The sequence below is a fragment of the Nitrospirillum karajorum genome (assembly GCF_036348415.1).
Classification (GTDB): domain Bacteria; phylum Pseudomonadota; class Alphaproteobacteria; order Azospirillales; family Azospirillaceae; genus Nitrospirillum; species Nitrospirillum amazonense_B.
Window position 1 is genome coordinate 2,322,503 of record NZ_JAZBQB010000003.1, and the last position, 15,804, is coordinate 2,338,306.

The window sequence follows — 15,804 nt, forward strand, 5'->3', positions numbered from 1 at the left end:
GGCTATGATACGTTAATCAAGTTCGCGCGATCGAAGCCGCCCCCAAGAGGGGGGCTTCGGCGCGTTGTCGTCCTTCGTTTCGCCTCGCGTGCGTCCCGAGAACCCGGTCATGGCCATTCAAAACCGCATAGCCGACTTCCATGCCGACATGACGGCCTGGCGGCATCACATCCACGAACATCCCGAAGTCGCGTTCGAGGAGACGCGGACCGCCGCTTTCGTGGCGGAGAAACTCACCGGCTTCGGCATCGAGGTTCACCAGGGCCTCGCCGGCACCGGTGTGGTGGGCGTGCTGAAGGGGGAGGGGCGCGACACCGGCAAGACCATCGGCCTGCGCGCCGACATGGACGCCCTGCCCATGCAGGAGGAGAACACCTTCGCCCACGCCTCCAAGGTCGCGGGCAAGATGCACGCCTGCGGCCATGACGGGCACACCACCATGCTGCTGGGGGCCGCGCGCTACCTGGCGGAGACCCGCAACTTCTCCGGCACCGTGAACTTCATCTTCCAGCCAGCGGAGGAGGGGGCCGGCGGCGGCAAGCGCATGGTGGAGGAGGGGCTGTTCGACCGCTTCCCCTGCGACATGGTCTTCGGCATGCATAATTGGCCGGAACTGCCGCCGGGCAAGATGGGTGTGCGCCAGGGCCCGGTCATGGCCGGTGCCGACCGCTTCGAGATCACCATCCAAGGGCGCGGCGGCCATGCCGCCCAGCCGCACCTGGGCGTGGACCCCGTGGTGGTTGCGGCCCAGCTGGTGGTGGCGGCGCAGACCCTGGTCAGCCGCACCCTCTCCCCCGTGGAGTGCGGGGTGGTCAGCATCACCCGCATCCATGCCGGCACCGCCTACAACATCATTCCCAACGAGGTGAAGCTGGCCGGCACCGTGCGCGCCCTGACGCCCGAGATACGGCAGCAGCTGGAGGACGGCTTGCGCAACCTGGTGACCACCCTGCCGCCCGTGTTCGGCGCCACGGGTGAGCTGGTCTATCACCTGGGGTATCCACCCACGATCAACCACGCCGAACCTTCGGCCATCGCGGCGGCCGTGGCGGCCAAGGTGGCGGGGCCGGAGAATGTGTTGGGCGACATGGGGCCCAGCATGGGGGCTGAGGACTTCGCCTATATGCTGAATGCCCGTCCCGGTTCCTATGTCTGGCTGGGCCAGGGCGGCAGCGCGCTGGGGTGCGCCCTGCATAACCCACGCTATGACTTCAACGACGATGTTCTGCCGATGGGCGCCAGCTATTGGGCGACCTTGGTGGAAACCGTCCTGCCCCGCGCGGCATGATGCGCCCCCGGGCCATCCGCCGGGAGGGTTCCCGGAGCCAAGCCATCGCCCGACGCGACAGCCGGGCGGGGGGACGCATCGTCATCGACGGACGTCCTTGCGCCGCCTTGCGGCCTTGGGGGTCGCCATCGGAATGGGAATGGCCCTGAGCGGCTGCTCCAGCAGCATGGCCTGGTTGGGGGGGAGCCGCCACCTGATGACAACGCCCTGCCGCCGGCCGTCTCTCCCAGCCTGGTGGGCCGGGGGGAGTGGCATGGCACCCTCAGCCGGGCGCAGAGCACGACCTATCTGGTGGCCCGCAACGCGGCTGAATGGCAATCGCTGTGGGATCTGGTGGGAACGCGCGCCCCCGGCACCCTTCCGGACCGGCTGATGGCCCTGGGGGTGTTCCTGGGGTCCCGCAACTCATCGGGGGCTGGCGTCGAGGTGGTCAACACCCGGGTGGAACATCGCGACGGCATGCGCGACCGGCTGGTGGTGGAGTACCACGAATTCGACCAGTCCTCCCGCAACAGCGCCACCGGCAGCCTGACCAGCCCCTATGCCATCGTCCTGGTGGACTGGTCCGACGCGCCCGTGCGCTTCGCCCGGGTGCCATAAGCAAGACGCGTTTGCCCGGCACGCCCGCTCCATCGGGCGCAGGCCCCCCAAAAAGGCGAAGGCCCGGAACACCAGGTTCCGGGCCTTCGTTTTTGCCTTCGTCTTTCGGGAGCTACATTACGCCTGGTTCGGCAGCACGGTTTCCGAGGGAAGGGGAACCGGGTCCAACTGGCTGTAGTCCGGGACGATGTGGTGCAGCAGGGCCTGCAGACGGACGGCGTCGGCGGTGGCGCAGGCGGCATCCAACTCGTCCAGCGAGCGACGCAGGATGGCCAGGTCCACCGCGCGGGGAGAGGCCACCAGCACCCCCTCGGCGGAGGTCTGCTCCGGCGGCTCGGCGGCGGCGAACATTTCCTCGTACAGTTTTTCGCCGGGACGCAGGCCGGTGAAGGTGATCTTGATGTCCTTGTCTGGACGCAGGCCGGCCAAGCGGATCATCTGGCGCGCCAGGTCCACGATCTTCACCGGCTGGCCCATGTCCAGCACGAAGATGCGGCCACGGTCATCCCTGCCGGCATTCATGCCGTAAGCGGATGCCTGCAACACCAGTTCCACCGCCTCGCGCACCGTCATGAAGTAACGGCATACTTCCGGATGCGTCACGGTCAGCGGCCCGCCGGCGCGCAGCTGGCGGCTGAACAGTGGAACCACCGACCCGGTGGAGCCCAGCACATTGCCGAAGCGCACGGTCATGAACCGGGTTTGCCAGCCCTTGCCGGCCCCGCTTGAGGCGACAATGTCCAGGGCCTGGCAGTAGCATTCGGCGATACGCTTGGTGGCGCCCATCACGTTGGTGGACCGCACGGCCTTGTCGGTGGAGATCAGCACCATGGCGGCGGCGCCTGCGGCGATGGCCGCGTCGGCCACGTTGCGGGTGCCCATGACGTTGGTCAGCACGCCTTCCACCGGGTTCAGTTCCACCATCGGCACATGCTTCAGCGCGGCGGCGTGGAACACCAGTTCCGGCTTCTCCTCGTGGAACACCTCAAGGATACGGCTGCGGTCGCGCACATTGCCCAGCACGGCGCGGCAATCCAGCTCCGGGCAATTCTCCCGCATCTCCATCTCAATGGAGTAGAGGTTGAACTCGCTGTGATCCAGCAGGATCAGCCGGCGGGGCTTCAATTGGGCGATCTGACGCGTCAGTTCCGAGCCGATGGTGCCGCCGGCGCCCGTGACCAGCACGGTCCGGCCGGCCACCAGGCCATCGATGGCGCCCTTGTCCAGCGCCACCTGCGGGCGACCCAGCAGATCCTCGATGACGATGGGGCGCACGGTCATGGGCCCATCGTTCACGGCGTCACGGAAATCAGTCAGGTCGGGCAGGCGGGCCAGCACCAGGTTCAGCGCTTCGCACTTTTCGACCAGGGCGCCCAACCGCGTGCCCGACAAGCGGGCGCGGGGACGCGTTAGGATCAGGCGGCGCGGGCACTGGCCACCAGCGGCGAGATCGCCCACGACGGATGACAGCTCGGCCAAGCGGCCTAGTACCTTAACGCCATGGATTTCACGACCGATGCGCCCGCCCTTGTCATCCAGGATGCCGACCACGCGATAGGCCGCGTCCCGGTCGGTGGCCATGGCGCGGATGAAGATCTCCGCCTCGTCACCGGCGCCGACCAGCAGCACCGGGATGCGGTCGCGGGCATTGCTCTCAAGGATACCCGCCAGACGACGGTCCTTGGCCAGGCGGTAGAGCAGGCGCGGGCCGCCCAGCAGGACGACCAGCACGAACCAATTGATGAGCGGGACGGAGCGCGGAAGGTCATCCAGACGCGTCACCAGGAACATCAGCAACAGGAACACGAGGATGCTGGTGGTGACGGCCCGGGCAATGGCCATCAGGTCGCGCAACGAAGCGTAGCGCCAGACACCGGAGTTCATGCCAAACAGTCGATAGGCCGCCGCCGCAATCACGGTGAACAGAATGACGCCTGGAACCAGTGCTTGGGTATAATGGACAATCCCATCCCCAACCCGCAGGTACAGCGAAACAATAAACGAAACCCCGGCAACCAAAATGTCATGAAAGTATGCAAGGAAGCGCCGGTCCAAAATGAGCGGCAGTCCGAGGGTTTCTTTTAATTTGCGCATGGCTCCAGCCTGCGGTTGATTGTTTATGGGCGATTAACAGTAAGGGGCGCGGCCCCTGAAATCGCTAACCATCGAGTATATTTCTAAACGTCTGATGCGATCCTGACACCATCCGATATTCTGCTGCAAGTGCGAAAAAGGATTGGCCGGGCATAGGCCTACTCCATTAGGCAGCCAATTCTTCACTGCGCGGGCCGGGCGGAAGGACATATGTACGGGCCCTGCACCCCCCTTTTGCCAATGGGAGGTGCGAGAACTTAGGCGGCAAACGTGGCAAAGTTATGAATTCCATTAGGAATCTAAAGTGGCCCGAGGCGGGGAAAATAGGTCTTTCCGTTTAGAAGGGAAGCGATAATCACAGGGGGCAGCCGCGCCATCATGACCGTAGCCACGCAAAAAGCCCCTTGCTCCTCGGCTTTGCCGGCAGGGCTCCCTTTCCGCCACCGTGCCGGGCGCCCGCCGTGGCCGTGGCGGTCTTGATGCCGGCATAGTCGCGCTTGAACCGCTCCAGATCTTCGCGCAGGCCGAAACGGAAGGAGACATGCAAGACTTGGGACCGGCGGTTCAGGCCGGGGTCCAGTTTTTCTTCCATGCCCAGGAACTCCACGGCCCAGCGCCCGCGAATATTGGCCCGGATCCAATCCTCCGCCTTGTCCATGTCCCCGGCGGACTTCAATTGCAGTGTTGTCGTGAAATCCTGCTGTCCGGTCACGGTCGCCTCTTAGATCATTTCCGGTCGAACGGATCGGCGCGATCACATTCGGGTATTTCCAGCCGAATTCTGCCGCGCACCCCGCGGCCGCCGAGTCGGCGGCGAACGGCCTTCACGGCCCGGACCTTAGTCGACCAACCGGCCGGTCGACTACGCATCTCCCGGACAGCCAGCCGCCCAAAGCGGTATGGTCAAAGGTGATAAATGCCTACGGGAGTACCCGTCGCCCCGATCGGCAGCGGCCTTTGGGCGCGGCGTCGCCACGGGTGTGCGATCCGGTATCGCCAGGGGCCCGGGATCGGGTAGGGTCGCGCCCTCGATATCGCCAGCGGACGTTTTTTCCAGATGTTTCCGACCTTGCTAGAGCGCGGCTTCCAAGTGGAGTTCCTTTCCCACGCGCGGGCCATCCTGGGTGTCGACTTTCCCGGCGCCATGGCCGAACTGGATGCCGTCATCGGCGCGCTGTCCATTCCCATCACCGAAATCGTGGGCTCCGGCGGCGGTGAGGCCAAGATCACCCAGCGCCTGCGGCGCTCATTGGCGGAGCATGGCTGGGAAAAGGCGCACTTCACCATCGAGAAGCGGGTGAACGGCAAGCGCCGTGAATCCATCAGCCATGAGGTCGACCATGTGCGGGACATTCCCGGCGTGGGCGTGATCGCGCTGGAGATCGAGTGGAACAACAAGGACCCGTTCTTCGACCGCGATCTGGAGAATTTCAAGCGCCTGCATGCGGAGGGCGTCATCTCCGTCGGTGTCATCGTCACGCGCGGGCGCAGCCTGCAGGATGAGATGGTGCCCATGGTGCGCCGCTTCGCCCAGAGCCGCAGCCTGACCTGCGACGGTGACGTGCTGGCCCTGGGGCTGCGGCCCACCACCCGCCAGCAGGACGACGTGGCCCGCCGCATGGCCGGCGGCGCGCCGTCGTTCGCCGAGGCCTGGGCCGCCTCCTTCTGCCAAGACAAGTACGGCGCCGCCACCACCCATTGGCGCAAGCTGGAGGACCGGGTGCATCGGGGCGTGGGCAACCCGTGCCCCCTGCTGCTGATTGGCATTCCGGCCAGCGTCGTCACCTTCGACGTGCCGCTGTCGGAAATGCCCAAGGCCCCGGTGCAGGAGCCGGTCGAGGCGGAACTGCCTTTCTTCTAGGTCGCGGCGCCCCGGTTTCCCTACGCTTGGCGCGGGATGCTCAGAGCAGATCGCGCAGGCGGTACCACAGGCCGGCCAGCCTTAGCAGCGGCACGCGCCAGGGCGGTCCCACGAAGGTCTGCTGGGGCAGGCGGGCGAAGACGTCGTAACGCTCAGCCTGGCCCATGATGGCTTCCGCCAGCAAATGGCCGCAGATGCCGGTCAGCGCCACGCCATGGCCGCTGTAACCATGGGCGAAATAGGCGGTGGGTGACAGGCGGCCCAACTGGGGCAGGCGGCTGACCGTCATGCCGACGCTGCCATGCCAGAAATGGTCGATGCCCACCCCGGCCAGCTGGGGGAAGCAGTGGCGCAGCGCCCGCGCCAGCGTGGGTTGGGCGTCCGCCGTGGCCCGGTTGGCGAAGTTGACGCCACCGCCGAACAGCAGGCGGTGGTCGGCGCTGCGGCGGAAATAGTGCAATCCGACATGGGTGTCCGACACGGCGTGGTCGCCGGGCAGCAGGGCGGCCGCCCGCTCGGCCCCCAGGGGTTCCGTCGCCAGCATGTAGGTGACGATGGGCACCAGCGTGCGCGTCAAGGCTGGCGCCAGGCCGCCTAGATAGGCGTTGCCGGCCAGCACCAGGAAGCGCGCCCGCACCCGGCCGCGCGGAGTGGTCACCACAGGGGCGGCATCGGTGCTGATCGCCAGGGCGGGCGTGTGCTCATAAAGCCGCGCGCCGGCCGCGCGCGCGGCGCGGGCCAGTCCCTGGGCGTAGGCCAAGGGGTGGAGGTGGCCGCTGCCGCTGTCCTCAAGCCCGCTGTCATAGCGCGGGCTGGCCACCAGGGCGCGCAGGTCGTCGCCCTCCACCAGGCGCAGGCGGTCATAGCCCACGCCCTGGGCGTCGCGCAGTTGCGCCAGCAACCCGGCGCGGTGGCGGGGGCGGGCGGCGGCGTTGATGTAGCCCCAGCGCAGGTCGCAGGCGATGGCGTGCCGCTCCACCCGCTGGACCAGCAGGGCCTTGGCCTCTTCCGCCAGATCCCATAGACGGCGCGCGTCTTCGGGGCCGCTGAGGCGGGCCACGGCGCCGACGGATTTGTTGTAGCCGCTGATGAGCTGCCCGCCGTTGCGGCCCGATGCGCCCCAGCCCACCCGTTCCGCCTCGACCACCGCCACGTCATAGCCGCGCTCCGCTAGGGTCAGCGCGGCGGATAGGCCGGTGTAACCGGCGCCAACGACACAGACGTCGCAGGTGGTGTCGCCGTCCAGCGCCGGCGCGGCGGGTCCCGGCGGTGAGGAGGAGTGGTACCAGCTGTCAGGCCAGCTATCGGCGGCGGGGGAAAGCGTCATGTCAGCCGGGCAGCCAACGGCACCACAGCCCCAGGGTGGCCCGGCGGCCGTAGAAGGCGGCGTGCAGCAGCGCGCTGGTCAGCACCGCCAGCAGGCCGGCATACACCACGTCGCTGAAGAAATGGCCGCCCATGCCGATGCGCAGCAGGCCGACGCCGGCCCCCACACCCAAGCCGCCAAAGAGCCACAGCCGCTGCCGCCGCCGGGCGGTGTAGGCGAAGCTGTGCAGGAAGAAGGCCAGCACCGCGTCCCCCGACACGAAGGAGCAGTTGCGGCCGCAATTGGCCTTGGGCGCCGGTAGCACGGGCGGGGTGTAGGGGGCGGCCCCACCGAATTCCACCACCTGGACGGGACGGGCGCGGTGCCAGTGATCCTTCAGCACCGCGTTGCCGATGAGTCCCGGCCCGATGGCCAGCGAAAGCAGCAGGAAGCCCCAGGCGCGCCCGTCGGCACCCAAAAGCGTGGCGTGCTGGGGGGATCGGCGGTGCCAGGCCGTCCAGGCGGTGCCCAGCACCAGGACGCCGGCCAGGACGCGGGCGCCAATCTGCACCGCCTCATGCAGCACGTTGGCGACTGGGTCCGCCCGCCAGGCGAAGCCGCCGGCCGATGTCCAGAACCAGCCGGCGATGGTCAGATCCGGCAGGGGGGAGACGGTCGCAAACGCCATGAGCCCGGCCAGCAGGGCAAGCGCCAGAAAGCTTAGTGCCCTCGGGCCAGAAAAACGCGGGCCAGAAAAACGGATCATGGCGACGGGAGGTCCGGTTGGTTGAGGGGACGTTGCCCTTCGCACATATCACCGGGGCGGGGGCGATGTCACCCCGGCATAGGCCGCAAGCGCTAGGGCGCCGGCCCGCTTTGGCCGCTGCCCTGCCGCATTCTCGCCCCGATATCATGGGACCGTCCCCGCCAATTCCGTCCGATCCTCTCATCGAGGTGCATGACCCCATGTCTGTCCTGGAAGAATTCATCCGCGGCAATCGCATCACCGAAGTCGAATGCCTGGTCCCCGACCTGTCCGGCATCGCCCGGGGCAAGATCGTCCCGGCGGAGAAATTCCTGCGCATCCTGCGCGACCGGGGCCTGCGCCTGCCCGAAAGCGTGTTCATCCAGACCGTGACGGGCGACACCCCGCCCAACAGCGTCACCAACCCGGAAAACTCCGACGTCTACATGCTGCCCGATCCCGGCAGCGTGCGACTGGTCCCCTGGTACGACGCGCCCACCGCCGCCGTCATCTGCGACTGCGTCTACGCCGATGGCGGCAGCGTTGACATCAGCCCGCGCTGGGTGCTGAAGCGGGTGCTGGAGCTTTATGCCGAGCGTGGCTGGAAGCCCTTGGTGGCGCCGGAGCTGGAGTTCTTCCTGGTGGCGGTCAACAAGGACCCCGACTATCCCCTGATCCCGCCCGTCGGCCGCTCGGGTCGGCAGGAAAGTGGGCGCCAGGCCTTCGGCATCGACGCGGTCAACGAGTTCGACCCCATCTTCGAGGCGGTCTACGACTACTGCGAGAAGCAGGACATCGACGTCGACACCATGAGCCATGAGGCCGGTGCCGCCCAGATCGAGATCAACTTCAACCATGGCGACGCGCTGAGCCTGGCCGACCAGGTTTTCCTGTTCAAGCGCACGGTGCGGGAGGCCGCGATCCGCCACGGCATCTATGCCACCTTCATGGCCAAGCCCATGCAGAACGAACCGGGCAGCGCCATGCACATCCACCAGTCGCTGGTCGACGCCGAAACCGGGCGCAACCTGTTCGGCCGGCCGGATGGCGGCGACACCCCCCTGTTCATGAGCCACATCGCCGGCCTGCAGAAGTACCTGCCCAGCGCGATGCCCTTGCTGGCGCCCAATGTGAACAGCTATCGCCGCCTGGTGCAGGGGTCGGACGCGCCCATCAACGTGCATTGGGGGCGGGACAACCGCACCACCGGCTTTCGCGTCCCCCTGAGCCCGCCGGAGGCGCGGCGGGTGGAGAATTGCGTGGCCGGGGCCGACGCCAACCCCTATCTGGCCATCGCCGCCAGCCTGGCCTGCGGCTACCTGGGCATGGTGCAGGAACTGGAACCGACGGAGCCGGTGAAGGGCACGGCCCACCGCCTGGCCTTCACCTTGCCCCGCCACCAGGGCGACGCCCTGGCCAAGCTGAACGCCAGCCGCCCCTTGCGTGAGCTGTTCGGCGAACGCTTCGTCGCCTGCGTCACCGCCGTGAAGCAGGCGGAGGACGCCGCCTACCAGCAGGTGATCTCCAGCTGGGAGCGGGAGAACCTGCTGCTGAACGTGTGACGGCTTTGTTGGAGGGGCTTATACCAAGGAGCGATGATTCCCATTCATCGCTCCTTGGTATCGGCGGCGACTGCCGCCGCGCGCCGTAAGGCGCGGAAGCCAAGCCGCCGGATGGCGGTGCCGGCGACTGAGGGCGATGAGCCTGGCCATAGGTCAGGATCATCGCTACTTGGTATTAGCGTATGTTGGCCAGGAAGGCGTGCACCTGGCCGCGCAGACGCTCCGCCTCCGTCGACAGCTCACCGGCGGCGTGGCGCACGGTATGCGCGACCTCGCCGGTTTCGCTGACCGCCCGGCGGGCGGCGGCGACGTTGCCGGAAACCTGCTGTGTGCCGGTCGCGGCCTGCTGGACGTTGCCGGCGATTTCCGCCGTGGCCGCACCTTGCTCCTCCACCGCCGCCGCGACGGCGGACGTGATCTCGTTCATGCGGTTCACGGTCTGGCCGATGCCGGCGATGGCGTCCACCGCCGTGTCGGTCATGCCCTGGATTTCGGCGACCTTGGCCTGGATTTCCTCCGTCGCCTTGGCGGTCTGGGTCGCCAGGTTCTTCACCTCGCTGGCGACGACGGCGAAGCCCTTGCCGGCCTCGCCCGCCCGGGCCGCCTCGATGGTGGCGTTCAGGGCCAGCAGGTTGGTCTGGCCCGCGATGCCGGTGATCAGCGCCACGATGTCGCCCACCCGCGCGGCGGAGGCCGCCAGCTCGCCCATGGCGGTGCTGGTGCGGCCCACTTCCTCCACGGCGTCGGCGGCGATGGCCGACGACTGGCTGATCTGGCGCGCGATCTCGGTGATGGAGGCGCTCAGCTGATCCGTGGCGGCCGCCACCGTGGCGACGTTGGCGCTGGTCTGCTCCGCGGCGGCGGCGGCCGACGTCGTCTGGTTTTCGGCCTGGGCGGCGGCTGTGGCCGCGGCATTGGCGCCTGTCGCCATCTCCGTCGTGGCGGTGGCGATGCCGTTGACCACCTGCATCACGCTGCCCTCGAAGTCCTGAGCCAGGCGGGACAGTGCCGCCTTGCGCTCCCGCTCCGCCTCTTCCTTCATGCCTTCCTGCTGCTGGCGCAGGTGCACGGCGTCGGCGGAACGGTCGCGCAGCACCAGAATGGCCTGGGCCAGCGTCCCGATCTCATCCTTCAGGTCCACGGCCGGGACGGGGGTCGCCAGGTCGCCGTCGGCCATGCGGTTGGTGGCGTTCGCCAGACGGAACAATGGCCCGGTGATGCTGCGGCTCAGCCACAGCGCCAGGCCCAGGGTCAGCAGCGCCAGTGCCGCCACCAGGCCCGCCGTGCGCTCCGTGCTGCTCCGGGCGGCGGCCTCCACATCGTCCAGATAGATGCCCGACGACACCACCCACTGCCAGCGGGCCGTGCCCTTGGAATAGGTGACCTTGCGGGCCGGCGGCGCACCGACCTTGGGGGGCCAGACGTAATAGTTGAAGCCGCCGCCATCCTTGGCACGGTCCAGCATTTCCTGGGCGTAATGGACGCCATTGGCGTCGGTGGCGTCCAGGTTGCGCTTACCCTCGGTCGCGGGGCCCTGGCCGTTGGCCAGGGTCATACCGGTCAGGTCATGGATGATGGCGTAGTGGTTGCCGTCATAGCGGAAGCCCCGCACCAGGTCGATGGCCAGGGCCTGGGCTTTGTCCTGGGTGATTTCCCCGGCCTGCGCCTTCTTTTCCAGCACCTCGATCATGCTCACCACCCCCTCGGTGGCGATGCGGGCGCGGGCCTGGCGCTCCTCCAGGATGGTGCGGTTGGAATTGATCACCATGTACCCGCCCAGGGCGGCCAGCGTGAAGAAGGCCAGGGCGGGAACGACCAGGATGCGGCCGCTGATGCCGCGCAGCGATTTCAGGAAAGGCATGAGGCAAACCACCAGCCGGTAAGGGGTGCGGCACGATGCCGCGTCATTCTCGCGGGCAGGCTATACCCTGACTTTTGGCTGAGCGTGATCTGCTATATCGGCATCGCCGTTATTACTTAAGATGGAACAATTTAAAGTAATTTGCCCATATAGACGGCATCCTCGCCATAACTGGTCACGTCGACGGACGCTTCTTGTATGGCCACAAAACCTTTCCGTGACCAGAACGCCGTGGAATTGTTGACCGACAGCAGCCGCATTTCGGTGAAGCCGGCGCTGCGGGCGTGCTCGGTCAGTATCTCCACGGCTGCATCCGCATGGCCCCGGCCGCGCGCGGCGGCGTCGATGGCGACATCGTGGATGTAATAGATGTCGGCCCCCGCCGGCAGTCCGCCCAGCATCTGGTTCAGCTTGGGCACACGCCCCCGGGCGTAGGGATGGCTGAGGACATAGCCGCCGATGCCGCCCTCAGCCCGCGCCAGGGTCAGGCATCCGGCGGGATATGCCGCCAGCTTGTCGGCCATGACCTCGAACGCCTCGAAGAAGTCGACATGGATGGCGCAGGCCAGGGTGAAGACGGACGGCAGGTCGGCCACCGTCATGGGACGCCAGAACATGGGGAAACAGCACCGTGGAAAGACAGCGATGGGCCGGGTGTGCGGCCCCGACGCCCGGTCGTCAAGGGCGCAGGTGCCCTTCCCGGGTCGCGGGCACAACCCGTGTCTCGCACAATTATGCATGGACAGACATGTTATGGCGCCATTGGTGCAAAGATGCGGGCCGGCGCACCCTTCATCGCGCGGGGTTGCCCCGACGGACGGGGTTTCGAACGAACTTGCTTTCGAACGAACTGGGCTTGCGATATGAGCCGGCTGACGGGGGCACCCCGGTGCCAACCCTTTGGGAACCAAATCCATGAAACGCAGTCACCACATCACGTTGGCGGCCCTGGCCGCCGCGACGACGTTGTCGTTGGGCGGGTGTGATTCAAAGCACGATCAGGATTGCAAGGCGAACCAGAACCAGCAGCAGGCCGACTGCCGTTCCGGCGGCGGCGGTGGCCATGGCGGAGCCTATTTCTCCAGTTCCAAGTCCGGCGGCGTCGAAACCGGCGGCTTCGGTGAAAGCGCCGCCGCCCATGGCGGTGGCGGCGAGGGTGGGGGCGGACACGGCGGTGGCGGGGGTGGCGAGTAGGGGAGCCCCATCATGGACCGTGTTTCCTGCACGCCCCGCCCCGATTGGACCCGGCGCATCGAAGCCCAGGGCCTGACCTACCATTCGCTGGGCTTGCCGCCCGGCGGGGGGCCCAGTGGAGGGCCCGGTGGGGGAGAGGACGGGCTGTGGTGGGACGAGAGCGCCGCCTACGCCTTCACCGCGGTGGAGATCGACCATCTGGAGGCGGCCGCCAACACCCTGCACCAGCTGTGTCTTGAGGCGGTGGCGGCCATCGTGGCGACGCCGGCCCTGATGGACCGCTTCGGCCTCAGCCCGGCCTACCGCGCCTATGTCATCGAGAGTTGGCGGCGGGGCGATCCCGCCCTCTATGGCCGCTTCGACCTGGCCTTCAACCCGGACCGGGAGGAACTGGCCGAGCCCAAAATGCTGGAATACAACGCCGACACGCCCACCACCCTCATCGAATCGGCGGTGGTGCAGTGGTTCTGGCTGCGTGACGTGATGCCCGACGCCGACCAGTTCAACTCCATCCATGAGCGGCTGATCGCGCGCTGGCGGGAAATCGGTCGGCGGCAGCCGCCCGGCGCCCTGGTGCACCTATCGTCCTACGCCGATTATGAAGAGGAGTTGCGGACGGTGGAGTACCTGGTGGACACGGCGCGCCAGGCCGGCCTGAACGCCACCCATCTGCCCATCACCCAGGTGGGCTGGGACAAGGGCAAGAAGCGCTTCGTCGATGAGCAGCGCCGGCCCCTGGGCCTGTGGTTCAAGCTCTATCCCTGGGAATGGCTGGCGGCCGAGCGCTTCGGCGCCCACCTTCCGACCGCCGGCATGACAGTGGGCGGCCTGACGGTGGTGGAGCCGCCATGGAAGATGCTGCTGTCGCACAAGGCCATCCTGACCGTGCTGTGGGACCTGTTCCCGGGCCATCCCAACCTGCTGCCCGCCGGCTTCTCCGCCGCGGCCGTGGGGCCGGACTGGATCGCCAAGCCCATGCAGGCGCGCGAAGGCGCCAACATCCGGCTTGTCCGCGACGGGTGGGAGGTGGCGCGCACGTCCGGCGGCTATGGGCAGGGGCCGCTGGTTTATCAGCGTGCCGTGGACCTGGGCCGCGAGGATGGCCGGTATGTCGTGCTGGGCGCCTGGGTGGTGGGCGATGAGGCCGCCGGCCTGTGCGTCCGCGAGGATGCGGGGCCCATCATCACCGGTGCCTCCCGCTTCCTGCCGCATTACTTCCGCTGACTGGATTTCCGCTGAGCCCGTGTCACTGGTCCGCCGCGGGCGGGGCAACGGTGCCCGCCTTGCCCCGCCCGCGGCATCCTTGTTAGGGTCCGCCCTGGTGTGGGGGTCCAGCCGTTCGGGTGGCATCCCCCTAGATGATATTTAGGGGAACCCGCGTGACCGACACGTCGTCCGGCGTCGACCTGGTGCAGATCGTGGCGGTGCTGGGCGCCGGCGTGGTGGCGGCGCCCTTGTTCAAGCGGCTGGGCTTCGGCTCCATCCTGGGCTATCTGGCGGCGGGCCTGGCCATCGGCCCCTTCGGCTTCGGCGTCCTGGCCGATCCGGCCGCGGTGCTGCACTTCGCCGAACTGGGCGTGGTCATGTTCCTGTTCCTCATCGGGCTGGAGATGCGACCGGCCAAGCTGTGGACCCTGCGGCGCCAGATCTTCGGCCTGGGCGTGGCGCAGGCGGCCGTCTGCGGTGCGCTGATGACCGTCGCCGGCGTGGTCGCCGGTTTCCCGCCCGCGGTGGCCTTCGTCGCCGCCATGGGCTTTGCCCAATCCTCCACCGCCGCCATCATCCAGACGCTGGAGGAGAAAGGGGAGATGTCGACCCCCTTCGGCCAGCGCGCCATGTCCATCCTGCTGCTGGAGGATTTGTCGGTGGTGCCCCTACTGGCCGTGGTGGCGCTGTTGGCGCCGGAGGCCAGCCACGATTTGCGCGGCAGCTGGGTGGGCGTGGCGGCCGCCGCCGCCGCCCTGGCCGTGGTCGTGGTGGCCGGGCGCTGGGTGCTGAACCCGCTGTTCGGCCTGTTGGCCGGGTCGCGGGTGCGGGAGGCGATGACGGCGGCGGCGCTGGCCGTGGTGCTGGGCACGGCGCTGCTCATGGAAAGCTCGGGCCTGTCCATGGCCATGGGCGCCTTCCTGGCCGGCGTGCTGTTGTCCGGGTCCGGCTTCCGCCATCAGCTGGAGGCGGATATCGAACCCTTCCGCGGCCTGCTGCTGGGCCTGTTCTTCATGGCCGTGGGCATGTCGCTGGACCTGGCGGTGGTCGTGGCGGAATGGCGCCTGGTGCTGCTGGTGCTGGCCGGATGCGTCATCACCAAGGCGGCGGGCATCTATGCCGTGGCCCGGGTTTCCGGCGCCGATGGCCGCGAATCTCTTCAGCGCACCACCCTGTTCGCGCAAGGGGGCGAGTTCGCCTTCGTGCTGTACGGCGCGGGTGCCGCCGTGGGTGTGCTGGACGGGCAGGTCAACGCCGTCATGACCGCCACCGTCATCTTGTCCATGGTGCTGACCCCCATGACCGTGCGCCTGGTGTGGAGCCTGTTGCCCGCACCGGCGCCGGATACGGAGGGGCTGGCGCGGCCCGATGGGCTCAATGGCACCGTGCTGATCATCGGCTTCGGCCGTTTCGGCCAGGTGGTCAGCCAGACGCTGCTGGCGCGCGGGCTGGACGTCACCATCATCGACACGGATGTGGAGATGATCCAGGCGGCCGCCGGCTTCGGCTTCCAGATCTATTACGGCGACGGCACCAACCTGGACGTGCTGCACGCCTCCGGCGCCGGCCGGGCGCGGGCGGTGGCGGTGTGCGTGGACAACAAGGACGCCGCCAACAAGATCGTGGATCTGGTGAAGGCCAGCTTTCCCCACGCCGGCCTGCTGGTGCGCGCCTACGACCGTCGGCACACCCTGCACCTGATCGCGGCGGGGGTGGACCTGCAGGTGCGCGAGACCCTGGAATCGGCGCTGGCTTTCGGCCAGGGCGCGCTGGAGTTCCTGGGCCTGTCGGAGGAGGAGGCGCGCGAGACGGCGGAGGAGGTGCGCCGGCGCGACCAGGAGCGCGTGGCCCTGGAACAGGCCAGCGGCAAGCTGACCGGCTTCAACCAATTCCGGCCCAAGGAGCCCAAGCCCATGCCCCTGTTCCAGGCCGGCAAGGAGGCGCGGCCGCTCACGCCGGAAACGCGCGAGATCGCGGCGCGGGGGACGCCCGGCTGATCCTGATACAAGGGCGAAGGCGCTTGGTTTTCCGGGGCTTGCCGCGAATGGCATAGGCTGCCGGCATCCGCCGTCTCCAAAAAGGCGCGC

General features: G+C 67.9%; 13 protein-coding genes. 7 read left to right on the plus strand and 6 right to left on the minus strand.

Going from position 1 to position 15,804, the window contains the following annotated elements; all coding sequences use genetic code 11:
* Positions 1 to 109: 109 nt before the first annotated feature.
* A complete protein-coding gene (locus UCD39_RS24550; RefSeq protein WP_330498257.1) occupies positions 110 to 1,288 on the plus strand; it encodes a M20 aminoacylase family protein in 1,179 nt (392 codons plus the stop codon).
* Between the two features lie 234 nt (positions 1,289 to 1,522).
* Positions 1,523 to 1,888: a hypothetical protein gene (locus UCD39_RS24555; protein WP_330498258.1), complete on the plus strand. Its 366-nt coding sequence runs from the start codon at positions 1,523 to 1,525 to the stop codon at positions 1,886 to 1,888.
* A 117-nt stretch (positions 1,889 to 2,005) separates the two neighbouring features.
* Here the strand turns inward: UCD39_RS24555 and UCD39_RS24560 are convergent, their stop codons facing one another.
* Both UCD39_RS24560 and UCD39_RS24565 read right to left on the minus strand, forming a co-directional pair.
* Positions 2,006 to 3,772: a polysaccharide biosynthesis protein gene (locus UCD39_RS24560; protein WP_246130170.1), complete on the minus strand. Its 1,767-nt coding sequence runs from the start codon at positions 3,770 to 3,772 to the stop codon at positions 2,006 to 2,008.
* A 586-nt stretch (positions 3,773 to 4,358) separates the two neighbouring features.
* Complete coding sequence (locus UCD39_RS24565; protein ID WP_330498259.1) at positions 4,359 to 4,694, minus strand: hypothetical protein; 336 nt, start codon at positions 4,692 to 4,694, stop codon at positions 4,359 to 4,361.
* Between the two features lie 345 nt (positions 4,695 to 5,039).
* On the opposite strand from UCD39_RS24565, the gene UCD39_RS24570 reads away from it, so the two are divergent.
* On the plus strand, positions 5,040 to 5,843 hold the full coding sequence (locus UCD39_RS24570; protein ID WP_330498260.1) for a BglII/BstYI family type II restriction endonuclease: 804 nt from the start codon (positions 5,040 to 5,042) through the stop codon (positions 5,841 to 5,843).
* 40 nt (positions 5,844 to 5,883) lie between these two features.
* Here the strand turns inward: UCD39_RS24570 and UCD39_RS24575 are convergent, their stop codons facing one another.
* The gene (locus UCD39_RS24575) at positions 5,884 to 7,170 is read right to left on the minus strand and encodes an NAD(P)/FAD-dependent oxidoreductase (RefSeq protein WP_330498261.1); all 1,287 of its coding nucleotides are present in this window, start codon (positions 7,168 to 7,170) and stop codon (positions 5,884 to 5,886) included.
* A gap of 1 nt (position 7,171) precedes the next feature.
* Positions 7,172 to 7,837, minus strand: coding sequence for a phosphatase PAP2 family protein (locus UCD39_RS24580; protein ID WP_330498262.1), 666 nt, complete (start codon positions 7,835 to 7,837; stop codon positions 7,172 to 7,174).
* A gap of 278 nt (positions 7,838 to 8,115) precedes the next feature.
* Between UCD39_RS24580 and UCD39_RS24585 the strand changes: the two genes are divergently transcribed.
* Positions 8,116 to 9,456 (plus strand): glutamine synthetase family protein, encoded by a 1,341-nt coding sequence (locus UCD39_RS24585; protein WP_330498263.1) that lies wholly within the window; start codon positions 8,116 to 8,118, stop codon positions 9,454 to 9,456.
* Positions 9,457 to 9,631: 175 nt separating this feature from the next.
* Here the strand turns inward: UCD39_RS24585 and UCD39_RS24590 are convergent, their stop codons facing one another.
* A complete protein-coding gene (locus UCD39_RS24590; RefSeq protein ID WP_330498264.1) occupies positions 9,632 to 11,317 on the minus strand; it encodes a methyl-accepting chemotaxis protein in 1,686 nt (561 codons plus the stop codon).
* 131 nt (positions 11,318 to 11,448) lie between these two features.
* Positions 11,449 to 11,934, minus strand: a complete 486-nt coding sequence (locus UCD39_RS24595) for a GNAT family N-acetyltransferase (protein ID WP_330498265.1) — start codon at positions 11,932 to 11,934, stop codon at positions 11,449 to 11,451.
* Between the two features lie 298 nt (positions 11,935 to 12,232).
* Here UCD39_RS24595 and UCD39_RS24600 point away from each other — a divergent pair, with 298 nt between their 5' ends.
* The 3 genes from UCD39_RS24600 (at position 12,233) to UCD39_RS24610 (ending at position 15,714) form a co-directional block, all read left to right on the plus strand.
* A complete protein-coding gene (locus tag UCD39_RS24600) occupies positions 12,233 to 12,511 on the plus strand; it encodes a hypothetical protein (RefSeq protein ID WP_330498266.1) in 279 nt (92 codons plus the stop codon).
* A gap of 12 nt (positions 12,512 to 12,523) precedes the next feature.
* The gene (locus UCD39_RS24605) at positions 12,524 to 13,735 is read left to right on the plus strand and encodes a glutathionylspermidine synthase family protein (RefSeq protein WP_330498267.1); all 1,212 of its coding nucleotides are present in this window, start codon (positions 12,524 to 12,526) and stop codon (positions 13,733 to 13,735) included.
* 155 nt (positions 13,736 to 13,890) lie between these two features.
* Positions 13,891 to 15,714 carry a monovalent cation:proton antiporter-2 (CPA2) family protein gene (locus UCD39_RS24610; RefSeq protein WP_330498268.1) on the plus strand — a complete coding sequence of 608 codons (1,824 nt, stop codon included), beginning with the start codon at positions 13,891 to 13,893 and terminating at the stop codon, positions 15,712 to 15,714.
* Positions 15,715 to 15,804 lie beyond the last annotated feature (90 nt).